This window comes from Comamonas sp., from assembly GCF_009360615.1.
Classification (GTDB): domain Bacteria; phylum Pseudomonadota; class Gammaproteobacteria; order Burkholderiales; family Burkholderiaceae_C; genus Comamonas.
This window is the reverse complement of sequence record NZ_SPEY01000022.1, coordinates 15513-38354: the sequence shown is the minus strand read 5'-3', so window position 1 is coordinate 38354 and position 22842 is coordinate 15513. Positions and strand designations below refer to the sequence as shown.

Annotated in this window: 16 protein-coding genes and 1 riboswitch; of the genes, 7 read left to right on the top strand and 9 right to left on the bottom strand. The window is 64.0% G+C overall.

Annotation, left to right across the window (positions count from 1 at the left end; translation table 11 throughout):
* Window positions 1-10: 10 nt before the first annotated feature.
* From E2583_RS07385 to E2583_RS07370, 4 genes are read right to left on the bottom strand one after another with little or no spacing between them, the layout of a single operon-like run.
* The gene (locus tag E2583_RS07385) at window positions 11-1066 is read right to left on the bottom strand and encodes a S49 family peptidase (protein WP_291594487.1); all 1056 of its coding nucleotides are present in this window, start codon (window positions 1064-1066) and stop codon (window positions 11-13) included.
* A gap of 1 nt (window position 1067) precedes the next feature.
* Window positions 1068-1433, bottom strand: coding sequence for a Rieske 2Fe-2S domain-containing protein (locus E2583_RS07380; protein WP_291594486.1), 366 nt, complete (start codon window positions 1431-1433; stop codon window positions 1068-1070).
* A gap of 8 nt (window positions 1434-1441) precedes the next feature.
* Window positions 1442-2125 (bottom strand): HAD family hydrolase, encoded by a 684-nt coding sequence (locus E2583_RS07375; RefSeq protein ID WP_291594484.1) that lies wholly within the window; start codon window positions 2123-2125, stop codon window positions 1442-1444.
* Window positions 2126-2134: 9 nt separating this feature from the next.
* Entirely contained in the window at window positions 2135-3139 is a 1005-nt protein-coding gene (locus E2583_RS07370; protein WP_325801105.1) for an RluA family pseudouridine synthase, read from the bottom strand.
* 585 nt (window positions 3140-3724) lie between these two features.
* On the opposite strand from E2583_RS07370, the gene E2583_RS07365 reads away from it, so the two are divergent.
* The 4 genes from E2583_RS07365 to queF all read left to right on the top strand — a co-directional run bounded on the left by E2583_RS07365 (window position 3725) and on the right by queF (window position 9483).
* Window positions 3725-6706 (top strand): Rne/Rng family ribonuclease, encoded by a 2982-nt coding sequence (locus tag E2583_RS07365; protein WP_291594480.1) that lies wholly within the window; start codon window positions 3725-3727, stop codon window positions 6704-6706.
* A gap of 111 nt (window positions 6707-6817) precedes the next feature.
* Window positions 6818-7618, top strand: a complete 801-nt coding sequence (gene yaaA / locus E2583_RS07360) for a peroxide stress protein YaaA (protein ID WP_291594479.1) — start codon at window positions 6818-6820, stop codon at window positions 7616-7618.
* 45 nt (window positions 7619-7663) lie between these two features.
* A complete protein-coding gene (locus E2583_RS07355) occupies window positions 7664-8563 on the top strand; it encodes a 2OG-Fe(II) oxygenase (RefSeq protein ID WP_291594477.1) in 900 nt (299 codons plus the stop codon).
* A 74-nt stretch (window positions 8564-8637) separates the two neighbouring features.
* Window positions 8638-9483: an NADPH-dependent 7-cyano-7-deazaguanine reductase QueF gene (gene queF / locus E2583_RS07350; RefSeq protein ID WP_291594475.1), complete on the top strand. Its 846-nt coding sequence runs from the start codon at window positions 8638-8640 to the stop codon at window positions 9481-9483.
* A gap of 81 nt (window positions 9484-9564) precedes the next feature.
* Here queF and E2583_RS07345 read toward each other — a convergent pair whose 3' ends face one another.
* The 4 genes from E2583_RS07345 to E2583_RS07330 form a co-directional block, all read right to left on the bottom strand.
* Entirely contained in the window at window positions 9565-11925 is a 2361-nt protein-coding gene (locus E2583_RS07345; RefSeq protein WP_291594473.1) for a hypothetical protein, read from the bottom strand.
* Window positions 11926-11999: 74 nt separating this feature from the next.
* Window positions 12000-13556, bottom strand: a complete 1557-nt coding sequence (locus E2583_RS07340; protein ID WP_291594472.1) for a PAS domain-containing methyl-accepting chemotaxis protein — start codon at window positions 13554-13556, stop codon at window positions 12000-12002.
* Between the two features lie 136 nt (window positions 13557-13692).
* The gene (dinB, locus tag E2583_RS07335) at window positions 13693-14949 is read right to left on the bottom strand and encodes a DNA polymerase IV (RefSeq protein ID WP_291594576.1); all 1257 of its coding nucleotides are present in this window, start codon (window positions 14947-14949) and stop codon (window positions 13693-13695) included.
* 165 nt (window positions 14950-15114) lie between these two features.
* Window positions 15115-16635, bottom strand: coding sequence for an amino acid permease (locus E2583_RS07330; RefSeq protein ID WP_291594470.1), 1521 nt, complete (start codon window positions 16633-16635; stop codon window positions 15115-15117).
* A gap of 530 nt (window positions 16636-17165) precedes the next feature.
* A riboswitch (glycine riboswitch) is annotated at window positions 17166-17265 on the top strand.
* A 171-nt stretch (window positions 17266-17436) separates the two neighbouring features.
* On the opposite strand from E2583_RS07330, the gene E2583_RS07325 reads away from it, so the two are divergent.
* Entirely contained in the window at window positions 17437-18708 is a 1272-nt protein-coding gene (locus E2583_RS07325) for a D-amino acid dehydrogenase (protein ID WP_291594469.1), read from the top strand.
* Window positions 18709-18865: 157 nt separating this feature from the next.
* Here the strand turns inward: E2583_RS07325 and E2583_RS07320 are convergent, their stop codons facing one another.
* Window positions 18866-19798 carry a DMT family transporter gene (locus E2583_RS07320; protein WP_291594468.1) on the bottom strand — a complete coding sequence of 311 codons (933 nt, stop codon included), beginning with the start codon at window positions 19796-19798 and terminating at the stop codon, window positions 18866-18868.
* Window positions 19799-20149: 351 nt separating this feature from the next.
* On the opposite strand from E2583_RS07320, the gene nhaA reads away from it, so the two are divergent.
* The gene (gene nhaA / locus E2583_RS07315; protein WP_291594466.1) at window positions 20150-21538 is read left to right on the top strand and encodes a Na+/H+ antiporter NhaA; all 1389 of its coding nucleotides are present in this window, start codon (window positions 20150-20152) and stop codon (window positions 21536-21538) included.
* 466 nt (window positions 21539-22004) lie between these two features.
* Window positions 22005-22808, top strand: coding sequence for a tetratricopeptide repeat protein (locus tag E2583_RS07310; protein WP_291594464.1), 804 nt, complete (start codon window positions 22005-22007; stop codon window positions 22806-22808).
* Window positions 22809-22842 lie beyond the last annotated feature (34 nt).

Sequence of the window (22842 nt, the reverse complement as noted above, 5' to 3'; positions counted from 1 at the left end):
AGGCGCTTGATCAGCGAATGCTGGGCACCAGGCCGCGCATGGCCTTCACCGATCCTTCGCCAATGGCGGCACCAAAGCGCTTGGCCAGACGTTCGGCCACATTGTCGCGCCGGGTGTAGTCGATGACTTCCTCGGCCTTGACCACCTCGCGCGCCACATAGTCGAGGCTGCCCAGCTTGTCGGCCAGCCCCAGCTCCACGGCCTGCTGACCGGTCCAGAACAGTCCGCTGAACATCTCGGGAGTTTCGTGCAGACGGTCACCACGACCGGCCTTGACCACACCGATGAACTGCTGGTGAATCTGCTCCAGCATCTGCAGCGCAAATTCCTTTTGCTGCGCCGACATGGGGCTGAAGGGGTCGAGGAAGCCCTTGTTCTCGCCGGCCGTCAGCAGGCGGCGCTCCACGCCCACCTTGTCCATCACCCCGGTAAAGCCAAAGCCATCCATGAGCACCCCGATGCTGCCCACGATGCTGGCCTTGTCGACGAAGATTTCGTCGGCTGCCGCAGCGATGTAATAGGCCGCCGAGGCGCAAGACTCTTCAACCACCGCATACAGAGGCTTGTTGTACTTGGCCTTGAGACGCGTCATCTCGTCATTGATGATGCCGGCCTGCACGGGGCTTCCGCCGGGGGAGTTGATCAGCAGCACCACGGCGCGCGAGCCCGAGTCCTCAAAGGCGCTGCGCATGGCCGCCACCACGAACTCCGCACTGGCGTCCGCTCCCGATGCAATCTCGCCCTTGATCTCGACCACCGCGGTATGCGGCGACGTGCTGGCCTTGGTGGCCGTGTCCTTGAAGAAGACCACCCACAGCACCAGCAGCACCACCACCGACCACAGCAGACGGCTGAAAAAGCGCCAGCGCCGCGCGGCTCGCTGCTCCTTGATGGAGGCGAACACCAGCTTTTCCAGCACATCGCGCTCCCACCCCCCGCTCCCGAAGGCCTTGGCCGCCGCCGCAGGGGCCTCAGCGGACGCTGCAGGCGCCTTGGACCACAGGTCGGCACCCGGCGTCACATGCGGCTGGGAATCATGGTTATCAGGTGTGTTTGGGGAACTCATCTCAAAACTTCAATGGTTTCAGTTGTGGTCCAGTATGCCAGCGCACCATGCCGCCGCTTTCGCTCAAGGCAATTTTTACCAGCCCGCCACGGCAAGGACCGCCTGCGCAGACGCCGCTGTCAGGTTCGTAGGCCGCCCCGTGGGTAGAACACAACAGCCAGCGGCCGGAATCGTCAAAAAGCTGACCTTCCTGGTAGTCCATCTCCATGGGAATATGGCTGCAGCGATTCAGATAGGCATGAACCTTGCCCTGGTATCGAATCGCAAAAGCGCGGCTGCTCTGCCCCGCATAAAGCACATCAAAGCCCACCGCCCGGCCACCGTCGGCAAGATCCGCACTGGCGCACAGCTCCACGGCATCTGTCATATCTGGCTTCACGCGTTGGCCAACAGCCAGGCCCGCAGCTGCGTCGTGGAATCGGCCACGAACAGCGGATCGAACTGGGCAAAGCCGTCGGGTGCATGGGCACCATAGGACACCCCCACACAGGCACAGCCGGCATTCTGCGCCATCTGCAGGTCGTGCGTGGTATCGCCAATCATCAGCGTGCGCTCGGGCTCCACACCGAACTCGGCCATCAGCTCGTGCAGCATCAGCGGACTGGGCTTGCCGGCGGTCTCGTCGGCCGTGCGCGAACCGTCGAACAATCCCTTGAGCTGCGGGTCCTGCAGCGCATGGTTGAGCCCCATGCGGCTCTTGCCGGTGGCCACGGTCAGCCAGTGGCCGCGCTCGCGCAGCTCGGCAAGCAGCGGCAGGATGCCGTCAAACACGCAGATATCGTCCTGATGCTTGAAGAAGTGAAAGCGGTAGCGATTGGCCAGCTCCGGATATTTTTCGGGCGGCACATCGGGTGCCGCGCGCGCCAGGGCCGGCATCAATGCCATGCCAATCACATAGGCCGCCTGCTCGTCACTGGGCACGGTGCCTCCCACATCCCGCACCGCCTCCTGGATGCTGCGACTGATGATGGCCGTGGAGTCTGCCACGGTTCCATCCCAGTCAAATGCAATCAGGTCGAAGCGGCGCGGTCGCCGGGCGCTATGGTTTTCAGTAGTCATGAAGCCTAGTCAGTTCACAAAATCCGCCAGCTCCGGCGGCAGTTCGGCGCGCAGCTCGACACGCTCGCCGCTGGCGGGATGGTTGAACTGTAGCCGCCAGGCGTGCAGAAACATGCGTTTGAGCCCCTGCTTTTGCACACGACGGTTGAGATCAAAATCACCATATTTGTCATCGCCCACGATGGGATGCCCCTGCGACGACAGATGCACGCGAATCTGGTGGGTACGCCCCGTCTTGATGGTCACCTCCAGCAGACTCATGGCTGGCAGCCCCTGCAGGGGACGCGGCTCGATCAGCTTTCTGACCTTGACCAGGGTGATGGAACGCATTCCGTCCGGGTCATCGGCCGTGGTCACGCGCACGCGGCGTTCGCCATCGGCCTGCAGATACTTGTGCAGCGGCAGATCGATCACCTTCTTGCTGGCCGGCCATGCCCCCTGCACCAGTGCCAGATAGGTCTTGCCGGTCTCGCGCTCGCGAAACTGGTCCTGCAGATTGATGAGCGCGGAGCGCTTCTTGGCCACCAGCAAGATGCCGGAGGTTTCACGATCCAGCCGGTGCACCAGCTCGAGGAACTTGGCCTCGGGACGCGCCTGACGCAGTTGCTCGATGACGCCAAAGCTCACACCCGAGCCTCCATGCACGGCCACGCCGGCAGGCTTGGACAGCGCGATCATGTGTTCGTCATCCAACAGGGCGGGAAAGTCCTTAGCCGGTGCCGGGCGTTCCGCTTTTTCGGTCACTTTTTCGGAAATCCGGACCGGCGGAAGTCGCACCACATCGCCGGTCTGAACCCGGGTCTCGGCGCTCACGCGCCCCTTGTTGATCCGCACTTCACCACTGCGGATGATGCGGTAGACATGGGTCTTGGGCACCCCCTTGAGGTGGCGCATGAGAAAGTTGTCGAGCCGCTGTCCGGAGGAGTCTTCATCGACCTCGATCAGCCGTACCGAGGCCGTGGCCGTCATCTGGGACCGGTCCTGTGCCGGTTTGCCCTCTATAATGTGTTTCACCTGTGCCGAGCTTAGTTGTAAGTGATTGATTCTCATGGAGTTTAGTCCAAACAATCATTTCCCACCGCACAGGCAGGTCGATGCCCGCCAGTTTTGCACACGCAAATTGCAGCCAAGATGAGCTGCAGCAGCCTGTGAAAGCCTGGCAAAGGCTGACGAATTGAAACACTGATACGGAATCTCATACCGCGCAGTTGCCCAGGCAAAAGCAGCCTGCAACTGTCGGTTCTCTCAACGAGCATGTGGATCTTTTGGACATTGCTGATCAACCTCTGGGGCAAGGCACGGCCGGCCCCCGGGACGAGCCGTGTCTCGAAGAAACCACCCACCTCCCTAGCACGCGCGCCGGCTTCTTTCGTACCCCGTCTGCATGCGCGTCCTCTCCCGCTCGTCCCCCGGCCTGTACCTCCGCTACTGACTTGAGATCAGGCCAGTAGCGCCGTCCTGTACCGCCCCAGATTCCTCATCCGTTTCAACACGTTCGTCTGGCATCACGGCTCCTGTTGAGCCTGTCTTTGATTACCAGTCAAAGGCACGTTGGTCTGTGACCAGCGTGCCCCATAAAACGAATAAAGGAAACGCATCATGAAACGGATGCTGATTAACGCGACGCAGTCCGAAGAACGCCGCCTGGCCATTGTGGACGGCCAGAAGCTGCTGGACTACGAGATCGAGATCGAAGGTCGCGAACAACGCAAGGGCAATATCTACAAGGCCGTCGTGACCCGTGTCGAGCCTTCTCTCGAAGCCTGCTTCGTGGACTATGGCGAGGATCGCCACGGCTTTCTGCCCTTCAAGGAAATCTCCAAGCAATACTTTGCCGAAGGCGTTTCGCCCAGCCAGGCCCGCATCAACGACGTGATCCGCGAAGGCCAGGAACTGATCGTCCAGGTCGAAAAGGAAGAGCGCGGCAACAAGGGCGCGGCCCTGACGACCTTCATCTCGCTGGCCGGCCGCTATGTGGTGCTGATGCCCAACAACCCCCGAGGCGGCGGCGTTTCGCGCCGCATCGAGGGCGAGGACCGTGCCGAACTCAAGGAGGCCATGGACCAGCTCGAGTACCCCAAGGGCATGTCCATCATTGCGCGCACTGCCGGCATCGGCCGCTCGGCCCCCGAGCTGCAGTGGGACCTGAACTACCTGCTCAAGCTGTGGAGCGCCATCGACGGCGCCGCCAAGGCCTCCAAGGGCGCCTTCCTGATCTATCAGGAGTCCAGCCTGGTCATCCGTGCCATCCGCGACTATTTCAACAATGACATCGGCGACATCCTGATCGACACCGATGACATCTACGAACAGGCCCAGCAGTTCATGGCACATGTGATGCCCGAGCATGCAGCCCGCGTCAAGCGCTACCGCGACGACGCTCCCCTGTTCTCGCGCTTCCAGATCGAGCACCAGATCGAGTCCGCCTATTCGCGCACCGTGACCCTGCCCTCGGGCGGCGCCATCGTGATCGACCACACCGAAGCCCTGGTCTCCGTGGACGTGAACTCGGCCCGCGCCATCAAGGGCGGCGACATCGAGGAAACCGCGACCCGCACCAACCTTGAGGCAGCCGACGAAGTGGCGCGCCAGATGCGCCTGCGCGACCTGGGCGGCCTGATCGTGATCGACTTCATCGACATGGAAGAGGCCAAGAACCGCCGCGAAGTGGAAAACCGCCTGCGCGATGCGCTGCGCCAGGACCGCGCCCGCGTGCAGTTCGGCACCATCAGCAAGTTCGGCCTGATGGAAATGAGCCGCCAGCGCCTCAAGCCCGCCTTGTCCGAGGGCGCCCACATCAACTGCCCGCGCTGCGGCGGCTCCGGCCACATCCGCGACACGGAAAGCTCTGCACTGCAGATTCTGCGCATCATCCAGGAAGAGTCCATGAAGGACAACACGGCCGCCGTGCACTGCCAGGTGCCCGTGGAAGTGGCCTCCTTCCTGCTCAACGAAAAGCGCAGCGAAATCACCAAGATCGAGCTCAAGCAGCGCGTCAACGTGATCATGGTGCCCAACAAGTCCATGGACACGCCGCACTACAAGCTCGAGCGCCTCAAGCACGACGACTCTCGCCTGGAATCCATGGAAGCCAGCTACAAGCTGGCCGACGAGCCCGAAGAGGTGACCACTGTCACCCGACGCTCGCAGGAACCCACCAACAAGCAGACTCCCGTCATCAAGGGGGTGCTGCCCGATGCTCCCGCGCCGATTGCCGAGCCTCGTGCGCCCCGCCAGCCTCGTGCTGCCGCTGCGACGCCGGCTCCTGCGGCAGCGCGCCCGGTGGTGCGCGAGCAAGGCTTCTTTGCCTGGCTCAAGAACCTGTTCGGCTTCGGCACCCCTGCCCCCGTGACTGCACCCGCTCCCGTGGCCGAGGCTCCCGCCCCTGCCGCCCGTGAAGGCAGCCGCGACGGCCGCCGGGGCGAGGGCCGTGGCGGCGACCGCAACCGCCGTGGTGGTGACCGCAACGAGCGCAGCGACCGCAACAGCGCGGAGCGCACTGGCGGCGAACGCACGGACCGCAACAACCGCCGCAATGCCCAGGGCCGTGATGAGCAGCAACGCAACGAGCGCCCCGAGCAACAGCGCCAGGACCGCCCCGAACGCGGCAACCGTCGCGGTGGCGAACGCAGCGAGCGCCGCGACGACCGCCAGCCCCAGGTGGCGGAAACCGCGCTGAATGCCGAAGAGTTCAACGCAGCTCCCAAGCCCGAGCGCAACCGCCAGGAACGCGGCGAGCGTGCGGAACGCAATGAGCGCAGTGAACGCAATGAGCGCGGTGAAGGCCGCCGCGAGCGGCAGAATCGCAACGCCGATGCCCAGCCCGTCCTGCAGGCCGTGAGCGATGAAGCGGTGCTGAACACCGCACCGGCCGACGCAGCGGATGTCCTGGCACAGGATGGTGCACAAGGCGATACCGCACGCGAGCCCCGTCAGCGCCGTTCGCGTGACCGCTACGGCCGTGACCGCCGCGACCGCGCACCGCGCGAGGCCCAGGCCGAAGGCCTGGCTGCCGAGCAGACGGCCGAAGTCCAGGCTCCGGTCGAAGTGCCATCCGCGGATGCGAGCGAGCCGCCGGCACGCCGCAGCTACTTCGATGCGGTTGCTCCTCAGGTGGAGGCAGAACAGGCACCTGTGGCTGCGCAAGTGCAGGCACCCGTGGTTGCAGAAGAGGCCCTGACGGCTGTCGCAACTGCGCAAGAGCCTGCCCAGCCCGTGCCGGCCGAGCCTGCGGCTGCCCCGGAGCCTCAGACTGGTGCCGTGGAGCCTGTGACCGAAGCCGTGGCTCCTGCCCCGACCGTCGCATCGCCCAAGGCACAGAGCTATGTGCTGCCGATTGCCGAGCTGCAAGCCCTGGCAGCCGCGTCGGGTCTGGAATGGATCAACTCCGATGCCGAAAAGATCGCTGCCGTCCAGGCTGCGATTGCCGCCGAGCCCAAGCCCGTGCGGATTCCACGCGAGCGTCCGCCCGTGGTGGTGCTCGACGAAGGCCCGCTGATCCTGGTCGAGACCCGCAAGGATCTGAGCCTGATGCAGCTGCCGTTCGAGAAGGAAGAGCAGGCTGCAGGCGCCAGCGCCTAAGCAGAAGACCGCCTTCCGGCATCACAGGGCCAAGGGGACCGTCCACTTCGGTGAACGGGGCCTTGGCCCTTTTTCATGCGCCCTTTTCTTTGATGGAGTGAACGTCAAGCCATGTTGTTTCTGATCTCCCCGGCCAAATCGCTGGACTATGAAAGTCCTGTTTCCGCCGAGCTGCCACACACGCTGCCGGTATTCAAAAAACAGCCCCTGGAGCTGATCGAAGTGCTGCGCACGAAGTCGCCCCAGCAGATTTCGGAACTCATGGGCATCAGCGACAAGCTGGCCGTGCTCAATGTGGGACGCTATGAAGCGTTCAGCGCCCGTTTCACCGCCAGGAACTCGCGCCAGGCCGTTCTGGCCTTCAATGGCGATGTCTACGAGGGGCTGAACGCGGCCAGCCTCAAGCCCGGGGAGCTGGACTGGGCCCAGGAGCATGTCGTGATCCTGAGCGGTCTCTATGGCGTCCTGCGCCCGCTGGACCTGCTGCAGCCCTACCGCCTGGAGATGGGTACCCGGCTGGAAAACGCCAAGGGAAGCAACCTCTACCAGTTCTGGGGAACCCAGATTGCAGACTATCTGAACGAGCGCATTGCTGCACAGGCCGAGCGCGGAGACACCCAGGCCGAGCGCATTGTCGTCAACCTGGCATCGCAGGAATACTTCAAGGCCGTAGATCTCAAGGCGCTCGGGGCCCCTGTCGTCGAATGCGTCTTCGAGGACTTCAAGGGCGGCAAGTACAAGATCATCAGCTTCCATGCCAAGCGTGCGCGCGGACTGATGGTGCGCTGGGCGGTCCAGCACAAGGCCCAAAAGGTGGCCGACCTGCGCAAGTTCGATCTGGAGGGCTATGCGCTGGCCGAGCAGGCCAGCACGCCCGGCAAGCTGGTGTTCCGCCGCAAGCTGCAAGACTGACGCCGCGCATTGAAATCGGCATCAGTGCACACTAGCATTGTCGACATGAGCACCTCCACCCACGACGAGTTCGTCACCCCTCCCGGCCTGACACCCGAGCTGATGCAATGGGTGCGCACGCAGAGTGCCTCCGGCGTGCCGCTGCCATCGCTGCTGCAATCGATGCGCAAGGCGGGCTGGGCCGAGCACCTGGCACGCCGGGCGCTGGCCCTGCCCGAAGAGGGCGAGCTGCCGCTGGCTTTCGCGCCGGCCAGGGCCGAGGCCGGGGTGGGTGTGGGGATTCGTGATTCCGGCGTGCCCGAGCCCGATCTGCAGAGCGATCCCTGCTGCATCAACACCGGCGATCGCGATGTCCATGTGCTGATGAACATGCGTCATCCCCGGGTCGTGGTGTTCGGCAACCTGCTCTCCGACGAGGAATGCGATGCCATCATCGCGGCCGCCCGACCGCGCATGCAGCGCTCTCTGACCGTGGACAACCAGAGCGGTGGCGAGGCCGTCAATGATGACCGCACCAGCCATGGCATGTTCTTCCAGCGCGGAGAAAACGAGCTCATCGGTCGTGTGGAGCAGCGCATTGCGCGCCTGCTGAACTGGCCACAGGAGAACGGCGAAGGCATGCAGGTGCTGCACTACCGGCCAGGCGCCGAATACAAGCCGCACTACGATTACTTCGCACCCAACGAACCCGGCACGCCGACCATACTCAAACGAGGCGGCCAGCGTGTGGGAACCCTGGTCATGTATCTCAACGAGCCCGCGCGCGGCGGTGCAACCACCTTTCCCGACGTAGGGCTGCAGGTCGTGCCGCGCCGCGGCAATGCCGTATTCTTCAGCTATGACCGGCCCGACCCGGCGACCAAGAGCCTGCACGGCGGCGCTCCCGTTCTCGAGGGCGAAAAATGGATAGCCACCAAGTGGCTACGCGAACGAGAGTTCAAGTAAAAACAGGCTATAGCCCTTACCCATAAAGCGCTAGCAGCTATCTTTTTTACTGCTGGCCATTTTCTTTTTGAATCATGCACACCCCTGAACAATCGCAGCTGGGCAAAAGCTCGGCCTATGTGGACCAGTACGACGCATCACTGCTCTTTCCCCTGCCACGCCTGACCAAGCGCGAGGAAATCGGCGCAGCCGTCAACCCGCCGTTCTTTGGTGCCGATCTGTGGACGTCATTCGAAGTTTCCTGGCTCAATCTGCGCGGCAAGCCCCAGGTGGCGCTGGCGCATTTCACCATTCCCTGCGAAACGCCCAACCTGATCGAAAGCAAATCCTTCAAGCTGTATCTGAACAGCTTCAACAACACCCGCTTTGCCGACGCCAGCGAGGTGCTGGCGCGCCTGCGCACGGATCTGTCCGAAGCCACCTGGCGCGGCAGCGAGGCCCAGGGCAGCGTGGGCGTCCGATTGCTGGAAGCGGAGCAGTTCGATGCCCAGCAAGTGCATGAGCTCGACGGCCTGCTGCTGGACCGACTCGATGTGGAGTGCACCCGGTACACGCCCGCTCCCGAGCTGCTGCGTGCCAACCACGACGAAGCCCCCGTCAGCGAAACCCTGGTCAGCAACCTGCTCAAGAGCAACTGCCTGGTCACCGGCCAGCCTGACTGGGGCAGCGTTCAGATTCAATACAGCGGTGCGCAGATCGAGCAGGAAGGCCTGCTGCAGTACCTGGTGAGCTTTCGCAACCACAACGAGTTCCATGAGCAATGCGTGGAGCGCATCTTCATGGATATCTGGACGCGCTGCAAACCCATCAAGCTGGCCGTCTACGCCCGCTACACGCGCCGCGGCGGCCTGGACATCAACCCTTTCCGTACCAGCCACCCGGGTGCCCTGCCCGCCAATGTGCGTACCGCACGCCAATAGCACCGGAACGCCCCGGTCAAGGGCAGCCAGCAGGGGCTGCCCTTCGCAAGACTGCCGTCCCTGCGGGCGCAAGCAGGGGAATCAGCTCTTCCAGGGGCAGTCATCCTGCCCCAGCAAAGCTTCGGCATAACGCAGATCCTGGACGCGCAGCCACAGCCCGTTCATGCCCTGACGCAGGGGCTCGACGGCAGCACGCTGCCAGGTCTGTGCCACCACCAGCTGGTGCGCAGCCACCGGTTCGGCCCGGATCTCGGGAGCCGTGTTCGCTTCACCCTGCTGCACATCAGCATCCGGCAGGGGCAGATCCTGCCAATGCAGTCCCTGGGCATCCCAGCCCTGCAGCACCGGCATGCGCGCCTTGAGGGTCAGCGTGCGCACTTCCTTTTCCACGGGGTTGAGCCAGTGCAGCTGCCATTGACCCAGCTCGCCATGGCGGGTCTCCACCGGCTCCAGCAAGGCCCAGCCTTCACCTGAAGGATGGGGGCAGGCACAGGGCCCGACACCGCAGAACGCCAGTCCGCTGCGCGTCATGATCACGCCGTCCTTGCGAGGTTCATCATGCTGCCAATCGTGGTTGACGCGCTCGTTCACGCCGCCCCACCACCAGACGGTGTCGCCGCGCACATCGTCGCGCCAGACATAGTCGCCGTCGGCGCAGGGATGCTGGATCTGTCTCACCTCCCGCCAGCGCGGCAGCAGCTGCCAGCGCCCTTGCGCATCGGGTGCCAGTTCACGCTCGGAGTAAAGCGGTCGCCAGTCGGGTCTTGCCAGATGGCTGGCCGATACGGACTGCAGAGGCCAGCGCCAGGATGCGGTCGAGGGGTCCCAGTCCTTGTCGGCCAGACTGGCCGTCAGCGCCAGCACGCGCAGGCGAGCAGCCATACCGCCCTTGACCGACGGCACAGCGGCCAGCCGCACCACAGGCCAGGGCAGGTCCACGCCTTGCAGGCGCTCCCCGTCCCAGACCTGCAGGCTGCCGCTGCCACCGCGAATCGGTGCACGGCCGTGCGGCATGAGAATCGCCCAGCGTCCCTGCACGATCACATGTTCCAGTGCCCAGGTGCCGGGCAAATGGCGTTCGCCCCATTGCAGGTTGTAGGCCGCCGTTTCGCCCAGCTCCTCCCGGGCCGGCTTGGACAGGGTCCAGATCAGGCGCTGCCCCTTGAGCAGCTCGCTCTGCGCACGCCACAGCGCGGGCTGCGACGGATCACGCAGCCAGTCGAAACACAGGGGAAGCGAGGGTTTGAGGATGGGCAGGCCATCGCGCCGATGGGCAGCGCAGACATCCACCTCGCTCATGGCGCAGCTGATGCTGGTGCCATCGTGCAGGCGCTCGGTCTCGGGCATATCGAGCTGCACCTTCTGCAGCAGCAGCTCATTGAGCCAGCTCAGCGGCAAAACCGCTGGCACTTGCGGCTCGCTCGGCGGCTCAAGATCCGGCAGGCCCAGGGCCCAGGGCTTGCGATCCTCGGGCAACAGCTGCGGCCATTGCTGCCAGCCTCGCTCCAGGGTCCAGACAGCCAGCCGCAGGCTGGCCTGGCTGGCATCGCCCTGGGCAGGGTAGGCATAGAGCGCAAAGGCCTGGGCATCGGCACGCCAGACCATGCTGTGGCTCTCGTCGAGCACCCAGGGCTGGGCAGCCTCACCCAGCATCAGCTGCCAGTGCGGATTCTGCAGCGGAGCCATCGGGTAGCGCAGCTTGCGCAGCGAAGCCGGCCAGTGACGCTGCAGCAGCACCGGCGGCACCGGGGTGGGCTGAGCCGGTTGCGGCAGCGTCGGCATGGCCCGGGCGACTTCGGCCGGCAGGCAGTCTGCCGGCACCCAGAGATCCACCACCTGCAGCAGGGGCTGCGGCTGCGCCTCCATGTGTTCGCCCAGCCAGGCCTCGAAGCTGGCATCGGACATGATCACATGCGCATCGTCGGCAATGCCGCTTTCGTTGATGCTCTCGCCGCTCCAGCGCGGCATGCGCCAGTGGATGGCGTCGAGCAGCTCGCCTTCCGGCCTGCCGATCACCCAGCTGCGGCGTGATTTGCGGTCGACCAGATGGGCGCTCTCGTTGTCATAAAAGCCCGTGCGCAGCCAGCGCCCGTCGTAGGAGGTGTGCATGTCCATCTCCCAGACATGGGGCAGATAGACGCCGTCCGCACACAGCACATCGCCATAGATGGGACCGCCCATGCCGCGCTCGCCCTGGGGACGGAAATTCACATCGCGGCTGGACTCCGACGCCATATCCGCCATGTCCGCCTGCGCTTGATCGGAGGGTGCCTGCGCCGCAGCCTCCGACGCGGTTCCGGTCCGGGCCACGGACGGCTCGGCCGCCTGCCCGGCAGTTGCAGACGGTACGGGTCTGGAGTCCGCGCGCAAACGCGAGATCAGCCAGATCAGCAAACACAGGGCCAGCGCCGCAATGGCGATCAGGGTCAGCACAACACTCATGCCGCAATCCTACCGAAAGCCGGTGTGAAAAAGGCAGCTCCCCGGCTGCCTTTTCGGAGCAAGACCGCAAAAGCCTAGAGAAGGAACACGTCCACCGAACGCTCCAGCGTCCTGGCGCTGTGGCGCAGCGACTGCGCGGCGCTGGTCGACTGCTCCACCAGGGCGGCATTCTGCTGGGTCACGGAGTCGAGCTGGGCCACGGCCTCGTTGACCTGGGAGATGCCTATCGATTGTTCGCGCGTGGCAATGCTGATCTGGTGCACCAGGGAGCCGACCTTGTCCACGGCCTGCACCATGCCGTCGATGGTCTGGCCTGCGGCACGCATGCGCGCATTGCCATCGTTGATGCCGTCGACCGTGCGGTTGATGAGCACGCCAATCTCCTTGGCCGCCTCTGCGCTGCGCTGGGCCAGCGCCCGCACCTCGCCCGCCACCACGGCAAAGCCGCGCCCCTGCTCTCCGGCCCGCGCCGCTTCCACGGCCGCGTTCAGCGCGAGCAGATTGGTCTGGAAGGCAATGCTCTCGATCACACCAATGATTTCGCTCATGCGGGTAGAGGAGCCCCGGATATGTTCCATGGCAAGACCCACTTCGCTGATGGCCGCGCCGCTGCGGCTGGCCACCTTGCTGCTTTCGTCGCTGGCACCCGCCATGAACTGGGCCGTATCGGCCGTCTGCGACACCGTGCCCGAAATTTCCTCCATCGAGGCTGCCGTCTGCTGCAGGCTGGTGGCCTGCGACTCGGTACGCCCTGCCAGGTCCAGACTGCTCTGGGCGATTTCATGGGCGGTTCGGGCAAAGCCCTGCACCTCGGTGCGCACATCACCCACCACGGCGCGCAGATTGATCTGAATCTGCTGCAGCCTCAGCATCAACGCCCCCACGGCACCGCTGTAGCTCTGGTTGCATTCGGTGCTCAGGTTGCACGCCGCCACATCGGCCGCAAAGCGGCTGGCGTCCTCCAGCCCGGCCACGCAACGCTGCTGGAAGCGCCACAGCACGAATGCGCCACCTGCCACGAGGCTGGCAGCACGCCAGCCCCATGCGGCCATGCCCTGCCACCCCAGCATATCCGGCAGCATGGCGATCAAGGCCACGATGGCCAGCAACCAGGCCATGCGCGCCACCAGGCCCACATCCTTGCGCCCGTCCCACCAACCCATCAATCCCAGACGACGCACCGCGCCCGCACGCAGGCGGAAGCTGGCGCGGGCCTGCTTTTCCTCGTTGCGCATGCGCGCGTACAGTGCTTCGGCCTCTGCCACTTCAGCTGCCGAAGGCTTGGTACGCACCGACAGGTAGCCGCTGGGTTTACCGCCCTCCATGATGGGCGTCACATTGGCGCGTACCCAGTAATGGTCGCCGTTCTTGCGGCGGTTCTTGACCAGCGCCGTCCAGGGATAGCCATGGGCGATGGTGCGCCACATGTCCTTGAAGGCCGCTGCCGGCATGTCGGGATGGCGGATCAGGTTGTGCGGCTGACCGATCAGCTCCTCATAGGCATAGCCGCTGACGCGCACGAATGCGGGATTGCAATGCAAGATCTCGCCCTTGGTGTTGGTGCTGGAGACCAGCAGCTCGTCGCCCGGAAAGTCGTAGTTCTGTTGAGATACCGGCAGGTTCAGGCGCATGCTTTGCACTCCTCCAATAGGCCTATTTAGTTTTTGTTCGAGAGTGAGCGATCAGGCATCCGTCGACAGCTGGTTACCCAGATACACAAATTCACACAGGGATCATCGCACAGCGAGGACTCCCGTGGCCCCCTGCTCAGAACAGAGATGCGGTATAGGGATCCGAATTCTTGACGGAGGTCAAACCATGAGGCCTGAGCAGCAACTCCCTGGCCACCGGGTCTCTGGCGCTGGCCTGCCAGAGCGGCTCGGCAATCAGGCCCGAGACCTTGACCCCTAGCAACCTGATGCGCTTGCCCAGCGGCACGCGCTTGAGGCACTGGCCTGCAGCCAGACGGATGGCGGCAGCATCCTGTATCGGCAGATTCAGGGTCTGGTCCCGCGTGGCGATCCTGAAATCGTCATAGCGAAGCTTGATGCCGACGGTTCGCCCCACATAGCCCTTGCGCCGCAGATCCTCGGCCAGCCGCTCGCACAGATCCGTGAAGATGACACCCAGCTCTGCCTTGTCACGTACGGCATGCAGATCGCGCTCGAAAGTGGTCTCGCGGCTCATGGACACCGGTTCGCTCTCGGTCACCACTGCCCGCTCGTCCCGCCCCCAGGCCGACTCGTGCAACCAGTGGCCATAGCTCTTGCCAAACCAGTGCAGCAGTTGCGGCAGGCTTTGCGCGGCCAGGTCGCCAATGGTTTCGATGCCCAGGCTTTTGAGCTTGGCATCGGCCTTGGGGCCGATCCCGTTGACCTTGCGACAGGGCAGCGGCCAGATCCGGCTTTGCAAGTCTTCAGGCTGGACGATGGAGATGCCGTTGGGCTTGTTGAACTCGCTGGCCATCTTGGCCAGCAGCTTGTTGGGCGCCACTCCGACCGAGCAGGTCAGACCCGTGGCATCGAAGATGGATTTCTGGATCAGCCGGGCCAGTACGCGCCCGCCTTCACGCTGCCCCCCGGGCACGTCGGTGAAGTCGACGTAGACCTCGTCCACGCCGCGGTTCTCCATGATCGGCGCAATCGACACGATGATCTCTTTGAAGGCCCGCGAAAAGCGCCGGTACTCGGCAAAGTCCACGGGCAGAAGAATCGCCTGAGGGCACAGCCTTGCAGCCTTCATCATGCCCATGGCCGAGCCCACTCCGAACTGGCGGGCCGCGTAGGTGGCCGTGGTGATCACGCCGCGCCCCGTGTAATCACGCAGCAGCGGGAAATCCGCTACCGGAATCTCGGATAACGGCCGCCCCGCATGGCGCGCCAGCAGCGCTTCGTCAAAGCTGCGCCGGCCGCCACCGATCACCACTGGCAGGCCCTTGAGCTGCGGGTAGCGCAGCAGCTCCACGGAAGCGTAGAACGCATCCATGTCCAGATGCGCTATGCGCCTGGGCCTGGCCTCGGTCATGGTGGAAAGATCGCTCACAGTGCCGATTTTGCCTGGGCTTGCAGGAATCGGCCTCCCCGTCTACAGCATACGCCACGCACACGCACGGGAAAGCCGCAAGCAGCGCCACCCCCGCAGACTTGCCCCAGCCCTTGACGCACAGAGAGGGAGACGTCGCAAACGGTCTCAGGACGGAACCTTGCCCCGCTTGATGTCTTCCAGCTCGTCAAAACGCATATCGGCATAGCGGACCCAGGTCTTGCGCTTGACCAGCCAATAGCCCAGCCAGAACAGCAGGAACAGCGGAATGCCCAGATAGGTCGACACCACGCCGCCCCAATCGATGCGATCTTCCAGGAAGGCCTGGTAGTTCTGGCCCAGCGTCACCACCAGACACAGCACAAAGGCGAAGATGGGACCGAAGGGGAAGGCGCCGGCCTTGTAGGGCAGCAGGCCCACATCATGGCCATGCATGACATAGCCGCGACGGAAGCGGTAGTGGCTGACGGCAATGCCCAGCCAGACGATGAACTCCGTCATGCCAGCCAGATTCAGCAGCCAGATATAGACGGCCTGCGGGCTGTAGAGCGAGGAAAACAGGCACAGGCTGGCGACCAGCGTGCTGCCGATCAATGCCACCAGCGGCACGCCGTTCTGGGTCAGCCGGGAGAAGATGCGCGGCGCATTGCCCTCGGTCGCCATGTTGTAGAGCATGCGCGTGGCCGCATACATGCCCGAGTTGCCGGCCGACAGCACCGAGGTCAGAATCACCGCATTCATGACCGTGGCCGCCGACAGCAGACCCGCGTGCTGGAACACCAGGGTGAACGGGCTCACGGCGATATCGGCCACATCGGTGCGCAGCAGTTGCGGATCGGTGTAAGGAATCAGAAAACCGATGACGATAATGGCCAGCACATAGAACAGCAGGATGCGCCAGAACACCTGACGGATGGCACGCGGCACGTTCTCGCGCGGATTCTCGGACTCGCCCGCCGCCACGCCCACCAGCTCCGTGCCCTGGAAGGAATAGGCCACGATCATGGCCACACCCACAAAGGTCGCGAAATTGCCGACGAACGGCGCATCGCCCGTGGTCCAGTTCTCGAAACCAGGCACATGACCGTTGCGGATGATGCCGGACAGAATCAGCACGCCGGTGACCAGGAAGGCCACGACGGCCAGCACCTTGATCAGCGCGAACCAGTACTCGGCCTCGGCAAAGCCGCGCGCGGAAAACGCATTCAGCCCCACCATCAGCAACAGGAACAGGCCGCTCCAGAGGATGCCCGGCACATCGGGGAACCAGTAGGCCATGACCAGCTGCGAGGCCACCAGGTCCACCGCCACCACCACGGCCCAGCTGAACCAGAAGTTCCAGCCCAGCGCAAAGCCGAAGCCACGGTCCACATAGCGCGAGGCATAGGTCGAGAAGGAACCGGCCACAGGCATGAAGGCGGCCAGCTCTCCCAGGCTGGTCATGATGTAGTAGACCATGATGCCGATGAGCAGATAGGTGAGCACGGCACCGCCGGGCCCGATCTGGGCGATGGCCGATCCGGACGCCACGAACAGGCCCGTGCCGATGGCGCCGCCAATGGCGATCATGCTCAGGTGGCGCTGCTTGAGCACCCGGTGCAGGCGGGGCTGGTTATCGTCACCATCGCCAGGCTGCGCGAGCGGCTGGCTTGAGTTGGGTTGGGACATAAATGTCTTGTTGTAATGGTTTGCGCCCATCCGGACCCAACACCCAACCATCCCGCAGGCGCTGCGACAGGCAACGCAAAAAGGCGACCGAGAAGGCCGCGGGCAACAAGGACAAAGGAACGAAGCCATGACAGCAGAGCGCCTGGCGGATAGGCCAGTTGCATCCTGAATCGGCAGCCACCCCGGTCGGGCGCTTCAATGGCAATGCGGTGATACCGCCGGGTCCATTGACAGGCAAAGCCGGTATTTTGCCCAAATCCGTCAGGGACCATGCGCTGCCCTGCCAATGCAGGGGCTGGCTCTGGGGCTGCTCGGAGGCACTTGACAGGGCTTGCTGCCATGAATTGCGAAGCTGCTCGCACCCGAGCAGCCTCACTTTTCAACAAGATCCCGATGAACTCCTTTCAGAGCGCAACACAGACGCCATCCAGCAGCATTCGCGCACACATGGCCAGCCCTGGCGCAGAAGTCTCGAAAACCCGTATATCCAGGCGCCGCCATTCTTCCTACATTGGCCCGAGGCTCTCAGCCCGGCGATGCCGAGAGAGACTGCAGCGCAAACTAGGCGCATGCAGCGCCGAAGGAGCAACCGCCCCGGAAACTCTCAGGCCAAAGGATCGGCATCGCTGTCACACACTCTGAAGAATGTCTGGACGCCATCGTCCGCCGGGCATACCGAAGGAGCAAGCGAGCAGCGGCCCAGGGCGCTGCCTCGTGAATCTCTCAGGTCCAGAACAGAGGGGGCGTCCGCTGCGCATGTCGCGCACGGGCTCCACCCTTGACGTGTCTGGAATCTGAATCATGAAGACAATCGCCGTCATCGGCGGTGGCATCACGGGCGTGACCACCGCCTACGCCCTCGCACGCCGCGGATTTTCCGTCACCCTGTTCGAGAAGCAGCGCTATGCCGCCATGGAGACCTCGTTCGCCAATGGCGGCCAGCTCTCGGCCTCGAATGCCGAGGTCTGGACCCACGGGTCCACCATCGTCAAAGGCCTCAAGTGGATGCTCAAGAGTGATGCTCCGCTGCTGCTCAACCCCAAGCCCAGCTGGCACAAGATTTCCTGGTTCTGCCAGTTTCTTGCAGCCATCCCCCACTACGAGAAAAACACCGTGGAAACCGCCAGACTCGCGATTGCGGCGCGCGAGCATCTGTTCGAATGGGCGGCAGCCGAAGGCATTGGCTTCGATCTGAAGCAAAAAGGCATCTTGCATATCTATCGCGACCGCACGGGCTTCGAACATGCGGGCAAGGTCTCGCAGTTGCTGGCCCGAGGGGGGCTGGAGCGACGCCCCGTCACGCCCGACGAGATGCGGGCCATCGAGCCCACGCTGTCGGGCCGGTTCTACGGCGGCTATTTCACCGAAAGCGACTCCACGGGAGACATCCACAAGTTCACCAGCGGCCTGGCCGCCGCCTGCGAGCGACTGGGCGTGCAATGCCGCTACGGCCAGGAAATCGTGTCGGTGAACAGCAACGGCAAACAGGCCAGCGTGACCGTGCGCCGGGATCTGGAAACCGAAACCTCGACTTTCGACGCCATGGTGGTCTGCGCGGGCACGGCCAGCCGTGCCCTGGCCGCCCAGCTGGGCGACAGCGTCAACATCTATCCGGTCAAGGGCTATTCCATCACGGTCAACCTGACCGACGAAGCCAGCCGCGCCGCGGCTCCCGTGGTGAGCCTGCTGGATGACGAGACCAAGCTGGTCACCAGCCGCCTGGGCGAGGATCGCTTCCGCGTGGCCGGCACGGCGGAGTTCAACGGCTACAACAAGGACATCCGCGCCGACCGCATCCGCCCCCTCATCGAATGGGTGCAGCAATGCTTCCCGGGCGTCAGCACGCGCAGCGTCGTGCCCTGGGCGGGCCTGCGCCCCATGATGCCGGACATGCTGCCGCGCGTGGGCCCTGGCAACAAGCCCTGCGTGTTCTACAACACCGGCCACGGCCACCTGGGCTGGACCTTGTCGGCCATCACCGCCGACATGGTGGCCGATGTCGTGCTGCAGTCCCTGGGCAGCACCAGCAGGCCGTTCCGGCCGGCCACGCTGACCACCGCCAGCGCCGGATAGCTACGTCCAGGAACTGCACCAACCAGCCAGGCCCGGCATCGCGCATCGTTGCTGCGAAAAGCTATTGTTTCAGGAGCTGACTGCGCTTTTCCGTGGATGATTTCAAGGACCACTCCCCTTGAAAATGAACACTGCAGAGCGCAGGCAGCGCTTGATATCAGAGCTGCAGACAGATCAGCACCAGTCCCAGCATCATCAATGCCATGCCCAGCTTTTCCGCCCGCGACAGTGTCTCGCTGAACACCTTGCGCGAGACGATATAGCTGAACATCACCTCCACCATGCCCAGGGTGCGTACGGCGGCCGCCCCCTGCATGGCATAGGCTGTGAACCAGGCCAGCGAGGCCGCAGCGCCCATGCTGCCGGCCAGCAGCGAGATCCGCCAGGCCTTGAAAATGGGACGCAGACCGTGCTCCTGGGTTCTGGCAATCCAGGCGCTCATGACGACGGACTGCATGGTCTGCGCAATCAGCACGCCCCAGGCTCCGGACAGCCAGGGCGAGTGCACGCCCAGTGTCGCGATCTCGACCGCGCCACCGCGAAAGCCCACCGTGGCCAGCGCAAAGCAGGCACCGCAGATCAGGCCGTAGACCGAGGATTTGCTGGTCCAGGCCGAGAGCGTGAACAGCTGCCCGCGCGGCGGCAGCGACAGCATCAGCACGCCCACCGTGGCCAGCACCATGGCCAGCAGCGCCAGCCGGGTCGGCAGCTCGTGCAGAAACATGGCGGCAAACAAGGCCACCTGCAGCACCTCGGTCTTGGACAGCGTGACTGCCACGGCAAAGTTGCGCTCCTTCATGGCCACCAGCAAGGCCGCCGTGGCCGCGACCTGAAAGAAGGCACCGAGCGCAATCCATCCCAGATAGGCGGCGCTGAACTTCGGCAGTACCTGGGACGGATCGCCCAGCGTGTACAGCGCCAACAGATAGACAGCGGCGAAGGGCAGGCCGTAGAGAAAACGCACCAGCGTGGCCGCCAGCGTGCCGACCTGCGCCGTCAGCGAGCGCTGGGCCGTATTGCGCACCGTCTGCGCCGCCGCCGCGAACAGCACCACGCCCACCCACAAATATTCCGTTCCTATGCCCGACATGACACGCTTTCTTTCTGCTTGGCGCGCCAGCATAGCGCCGGCGGCGGGACGGCGCTGACGCGATTCGTGCAGTCCACCCACTTGAGCCAAGGCGACGTGAAGCGCGAGAGGCAACCGTCCTGATGGCGAGGTCTAGCTACCGGCAAATAAACCCCATATCCTGCCCGTTGAAGCAGCTTTAGCTACAATTCGACATGGGTGCCCGTCACACAAGGTGGCGATGGCAGGTGAATGTTCACGCGCAGGTCGGGCCGCCAGCGCACCAGTCGTTTGCAGTGCTGACAGCACCAAGAGGCATGAGCTCGGGTGCAATACGCCTGTCGGCAGACGACTTCAGACACCTACCGACACATGGACCCACAAACACTTGTGCAGGCCCCTGCGCCTTGTGCATCCCAAAATTCACTCCGCATCCCCGCGCTGCAATCCGCCACCGAGCGCGTGCAGGCGCAGATCTCGCACCTGCTGCATATCGAATCGTTTGCCGGCATGGTGCTCATGCTGGCCGCCGCCGCCGCCCTGATCTGGGCCAACTCCGGTGCGGCGCCAGGCTACTTTGCACTGTGGCATGCCCCCGTCGCGCTGACGCTGGGCCCGTGGAGCTTCAGCACCGATCTGCATTTCATCGTCAACGACGTGCTGATGACGGTGTTCTTTCTGGTCGTAGGCATGGAGATCCGTCGCGAGCTTCACAACGGCGCGCTGGCCAGCCTGCGCCAGGCCAGTCTGCCGCTGATCGCAGCCATCGGCGGCGTGGCCGTGCCCGCGCTCCTGTACATGGCTCTTGCGGGCAATGACAGGACGCTGCTCAACGGCTGGGCGATCCCGACGGCGACCGACATCGCGTTTGCCGTCGGCGTGCTGGCCTTGCTGGGTCGCAATATTCCCGGAGCGCTGCGCATCTTCCTGCTGGCCCTGGCCATCATCGACGACATCGTGGCCGTGCTCATCATCGCATTCTTCTACTCGGGCGGGCTGCAGGCCATGGGCTTTGCGGTGGCCGCAGCCGGCGTGTTGCTGGTGCTGCTGTTCAACCGCATGGGCTTTGCCGCTGCCCCTCTGTATGTGCTGCCCGGAGCCATTCTCTGGTTCGGCCTGCTCAAGACCGGTGCGCACCCCACCCTGGCAGGCGTGGTGCTGGGCCTGATGACACCCGTGTTTACACGCCCCGCTGCCATGCCATTGCTGATCACGGCGCAGACGGCCATGCGCAAGGCCGGCGAGCAGATGCTCAGCGGCCGGCCCGACCCGCAACACCTGATGCAGGAGCTGCGCACCGCCCAGCTCGCACAGCGCGACCTGCTGCCGCCTGCCCTGCGCCTGCCCATGATTCTTCATCCCTGGGTGGCGTTCTGCATCATGCCCATCTTTGCGCTGGCCAATGCCGGCGTGCAGTTTTCGGGCATAGACCTGAGCGCTGCGGCACCGCAGACCACCGCCATGGCCGTGCTGGTGGCACTGGTGCTGGGCAAGCCCACGGGAATCTTCCTCTGCACCTGGCTGGCCGTCAGAAGCGGGCTGTGCAGCCTGCCCGAGGGGCTGAACTGGCGCGGCGTGCTGCTGGTGGGTCTGCTGGCCGGCATCGGCTTCACCATGTCGATCTTTGTCGGCGGCCTGGCCTTTGCGGATGCCTCCCTCCTGGGTGCGGCCAAGCTGGGCATTCTGGCCGGCTCGGCCGTCGCCGCCTTGCTGGGACTGGGCTATGGCTTTGCCATGCGCAAGCGCCTGCAGTGCACATAAGCACTTCCCGGTCACGATGCCCGACCGGAATCGGGGCTGACAAGCGCCCCTGATCAACGAACTGCAGCCGCCAGGCGCGATGAGCGACTGGCGGCTGCAGTTCGTTAGGTGACTAGAATGCCTCCTCGCCCTGGCCCACAGTCCGGACATCGGAATGCCTGTGCCATGAAGGGCGCCGACTGATGCTCCAGACGTTCCAGACCCATAACCAGCGTGAATCAGCGATGACCCGATGGTCGGCGCTCTCGCCATGCTGCTTCGCGGCACGCTCACGCTCTGCCGACTGCTGAACCGTGGGTCTGCCCGAGCATTCAGGGCAAGACATCAGGGCAGTCTGAAATCAGGAGCCGCCTTGCAGTTGCAGGCGGGGCACAGCCCATCTATCGCAAGAACATCAAAAGAAATGCACAAAAAAATGGCTCACCTTTACTCCGCTGCCGCATTGTTGCTTGCCAGCACCTTGGCAATGGCTCAGCCAGCGGACCTGCTGCACAAAGCGCAAGCGCGGGATGCACAGGCACAGCTGGATCTCGGCCAGATATACGTGGAAGGCCGAGGTGTGGCGCAAAGCGACGAGAGAGCCGCTCATTGGTTTGGTCTTGCGGCAGCACAAGGCAATGCATTGAGCCAGAGCAATCTCGGCTTGATGTATGACCGGGGCCGTGGCGTGAAGCAAAGCGACCAGGAGGCCGTCAAGTGGTACCGCCTTTCGGCTGCGCAAGGAGAGGCCAACGGCCAGTTCAATCTGGGCGTGATGTATGACGATGGTCGTGGCGTCGAGCAAAGCGATCAGGAGGCCGTCAAGTGGTATCGGCTCGCTGCAGCGCAAAACCATCTCGATGCCCAGTACAACCTGGGACTGATGTATGTCAGCGGCCGTGGCGTGGAACAAAGCGATCAGGAGGCCGCCAGATGGTTTGGCATAACGGCCGCAAAAGGTCATGACTCGGGCCAGGCCAACCTCGCCGTGATGTATGCCGCCGGCCGCGGCGTGCCACTCGACGAAAAGGAAGCAGCCAGACTGCTGGGCCTGGCCGCAGAACAAGGCAATGCGACGGCCCAGGTCAACCTCGGCACGATGTTCGAGGAAGGGCGTGGCGTCAGACGCAGCCTGTCTCAGGCCTATTTCTGGTACGCCCTGGCGGCCGCCCAAGGCCTGGAAGACACGGTGTCGCTGCGCGATGCGGCGGCCCGCAAGCTCAAACCCGCAGAACTAGCTGCACAGGACTCGAGAATCAGCCGCTGGAAACCCAAGCCGCAAATGCACTGAATCTGCACGCTCGAAACCGCAACTCCCCATTGAC

Excerpts from the sequence above, each read along its gene's own strand:
- E2583_RS07320 (WP_291594468.1), bottom strand. The coding sequence starts at position 19,798 with ATGTCGGGCATAGGAACGGAATATTTGTGGGTGGGCGTGGTGCTGTTC.
- queF (WP_291594475.1), top strand. The coding sequence starts at position 8,638 with ATGCACACCCCTGAACAATCGCAGCTGGGCAAAAGCTCGGCCTATGTG.
- E2583_RS07375 (WP_291594484.1), bottom strand. The coding sequence starts at position 2,125 with ATGACTACTGAAAACCATAGCGCCCGGCGACCGCGCCGCTTCGACCTG.
- E2583_RS07340 (WP_291594472.1), bottom strand. The coding sequence starts at position 13,556 with ATGCGCCTGAACCTGCCGGTATCTCAACAGAACTACGACTTTCCGGGC.
- E2583_RS07365 (WP_291594480.1), top strand. The coding sequence starts at position 3,725 with ATGAAACGGATGCTGATTAACGCGACGCAGTCCGAAGAACGCCGCCTG.
- nhaA (WP_291594466.1), top strand. The coding sequence starts at position 20,150 with ATGGACCCACAAACACTTGTGCAGGCCCCTGCGCCTTGTGCATCCCAA.
- E2583_RS07330 (WP_291594470.1), bottom strand. The coding sequence starts at position 16,635 with ATGTCCCAACCCAACTCAAGCCAGCCGCTCGCGCAGCCTGGCGATGGT.
- E2583_RS07310 (WP_291594464.1), top strand. The coding sequence starts at position 22,005 with ATGGCTCAGCCAGCGGACCTGCTGCACAAAGCGCAAGCGCGGGATGCA.
- E2583_RS07385 (WP_291594487.1), bottom strand. The coding sequence starts at position 1,066 with ATGAGTTCCCCAAACACACCTGATAACCATGATTCCCAGCCGCATGTG.
- E2583_RS07345 (WP_291594473.1), bottom strand. The coding sequence starts at position 11,925 with ATGAGTGTTGTGCTGACCCTGATCGCCATTGCGGCGCTGGCCCTGTGT.
- E2583_RS07325 (WP_291594469.1), top strand. The coding sequence starts at position 17,437 with ATGAAGACAATCGCCGTCATCGGCGGTGGCATCACGGGCGTGACCACC.
- dinB (WP_291594576.1), bottom strand. The coding sequence starts at position 14,949 with ATGACCGAGGCCAGGCCCAGGCGCATAGCGCATCTGGACATGGATGCG.
- E2583_RS07355 (WP_291594477.1), top strand. The coding sequence starts at position 7,664 with ATGAGCACCTCCACCCACGACGAGTTCGTCACCCCTCCCGGCCTGACA.
- yaaA (WP_291594479.1), top strand. The coding sequence starts at position 6,818 with ATGTTGTTTCTGATCTCCCCGGCCAAATCGCTGGACTATGAAAGTCCT.
- E2583_RS07380 (WP_291594486.1), bottom strand. The coding sequence starts at position 1,433 with ATGACAGATGCCGTGGAGCTGTGCGCCAGTGCGGATCTTGCCGACGGT.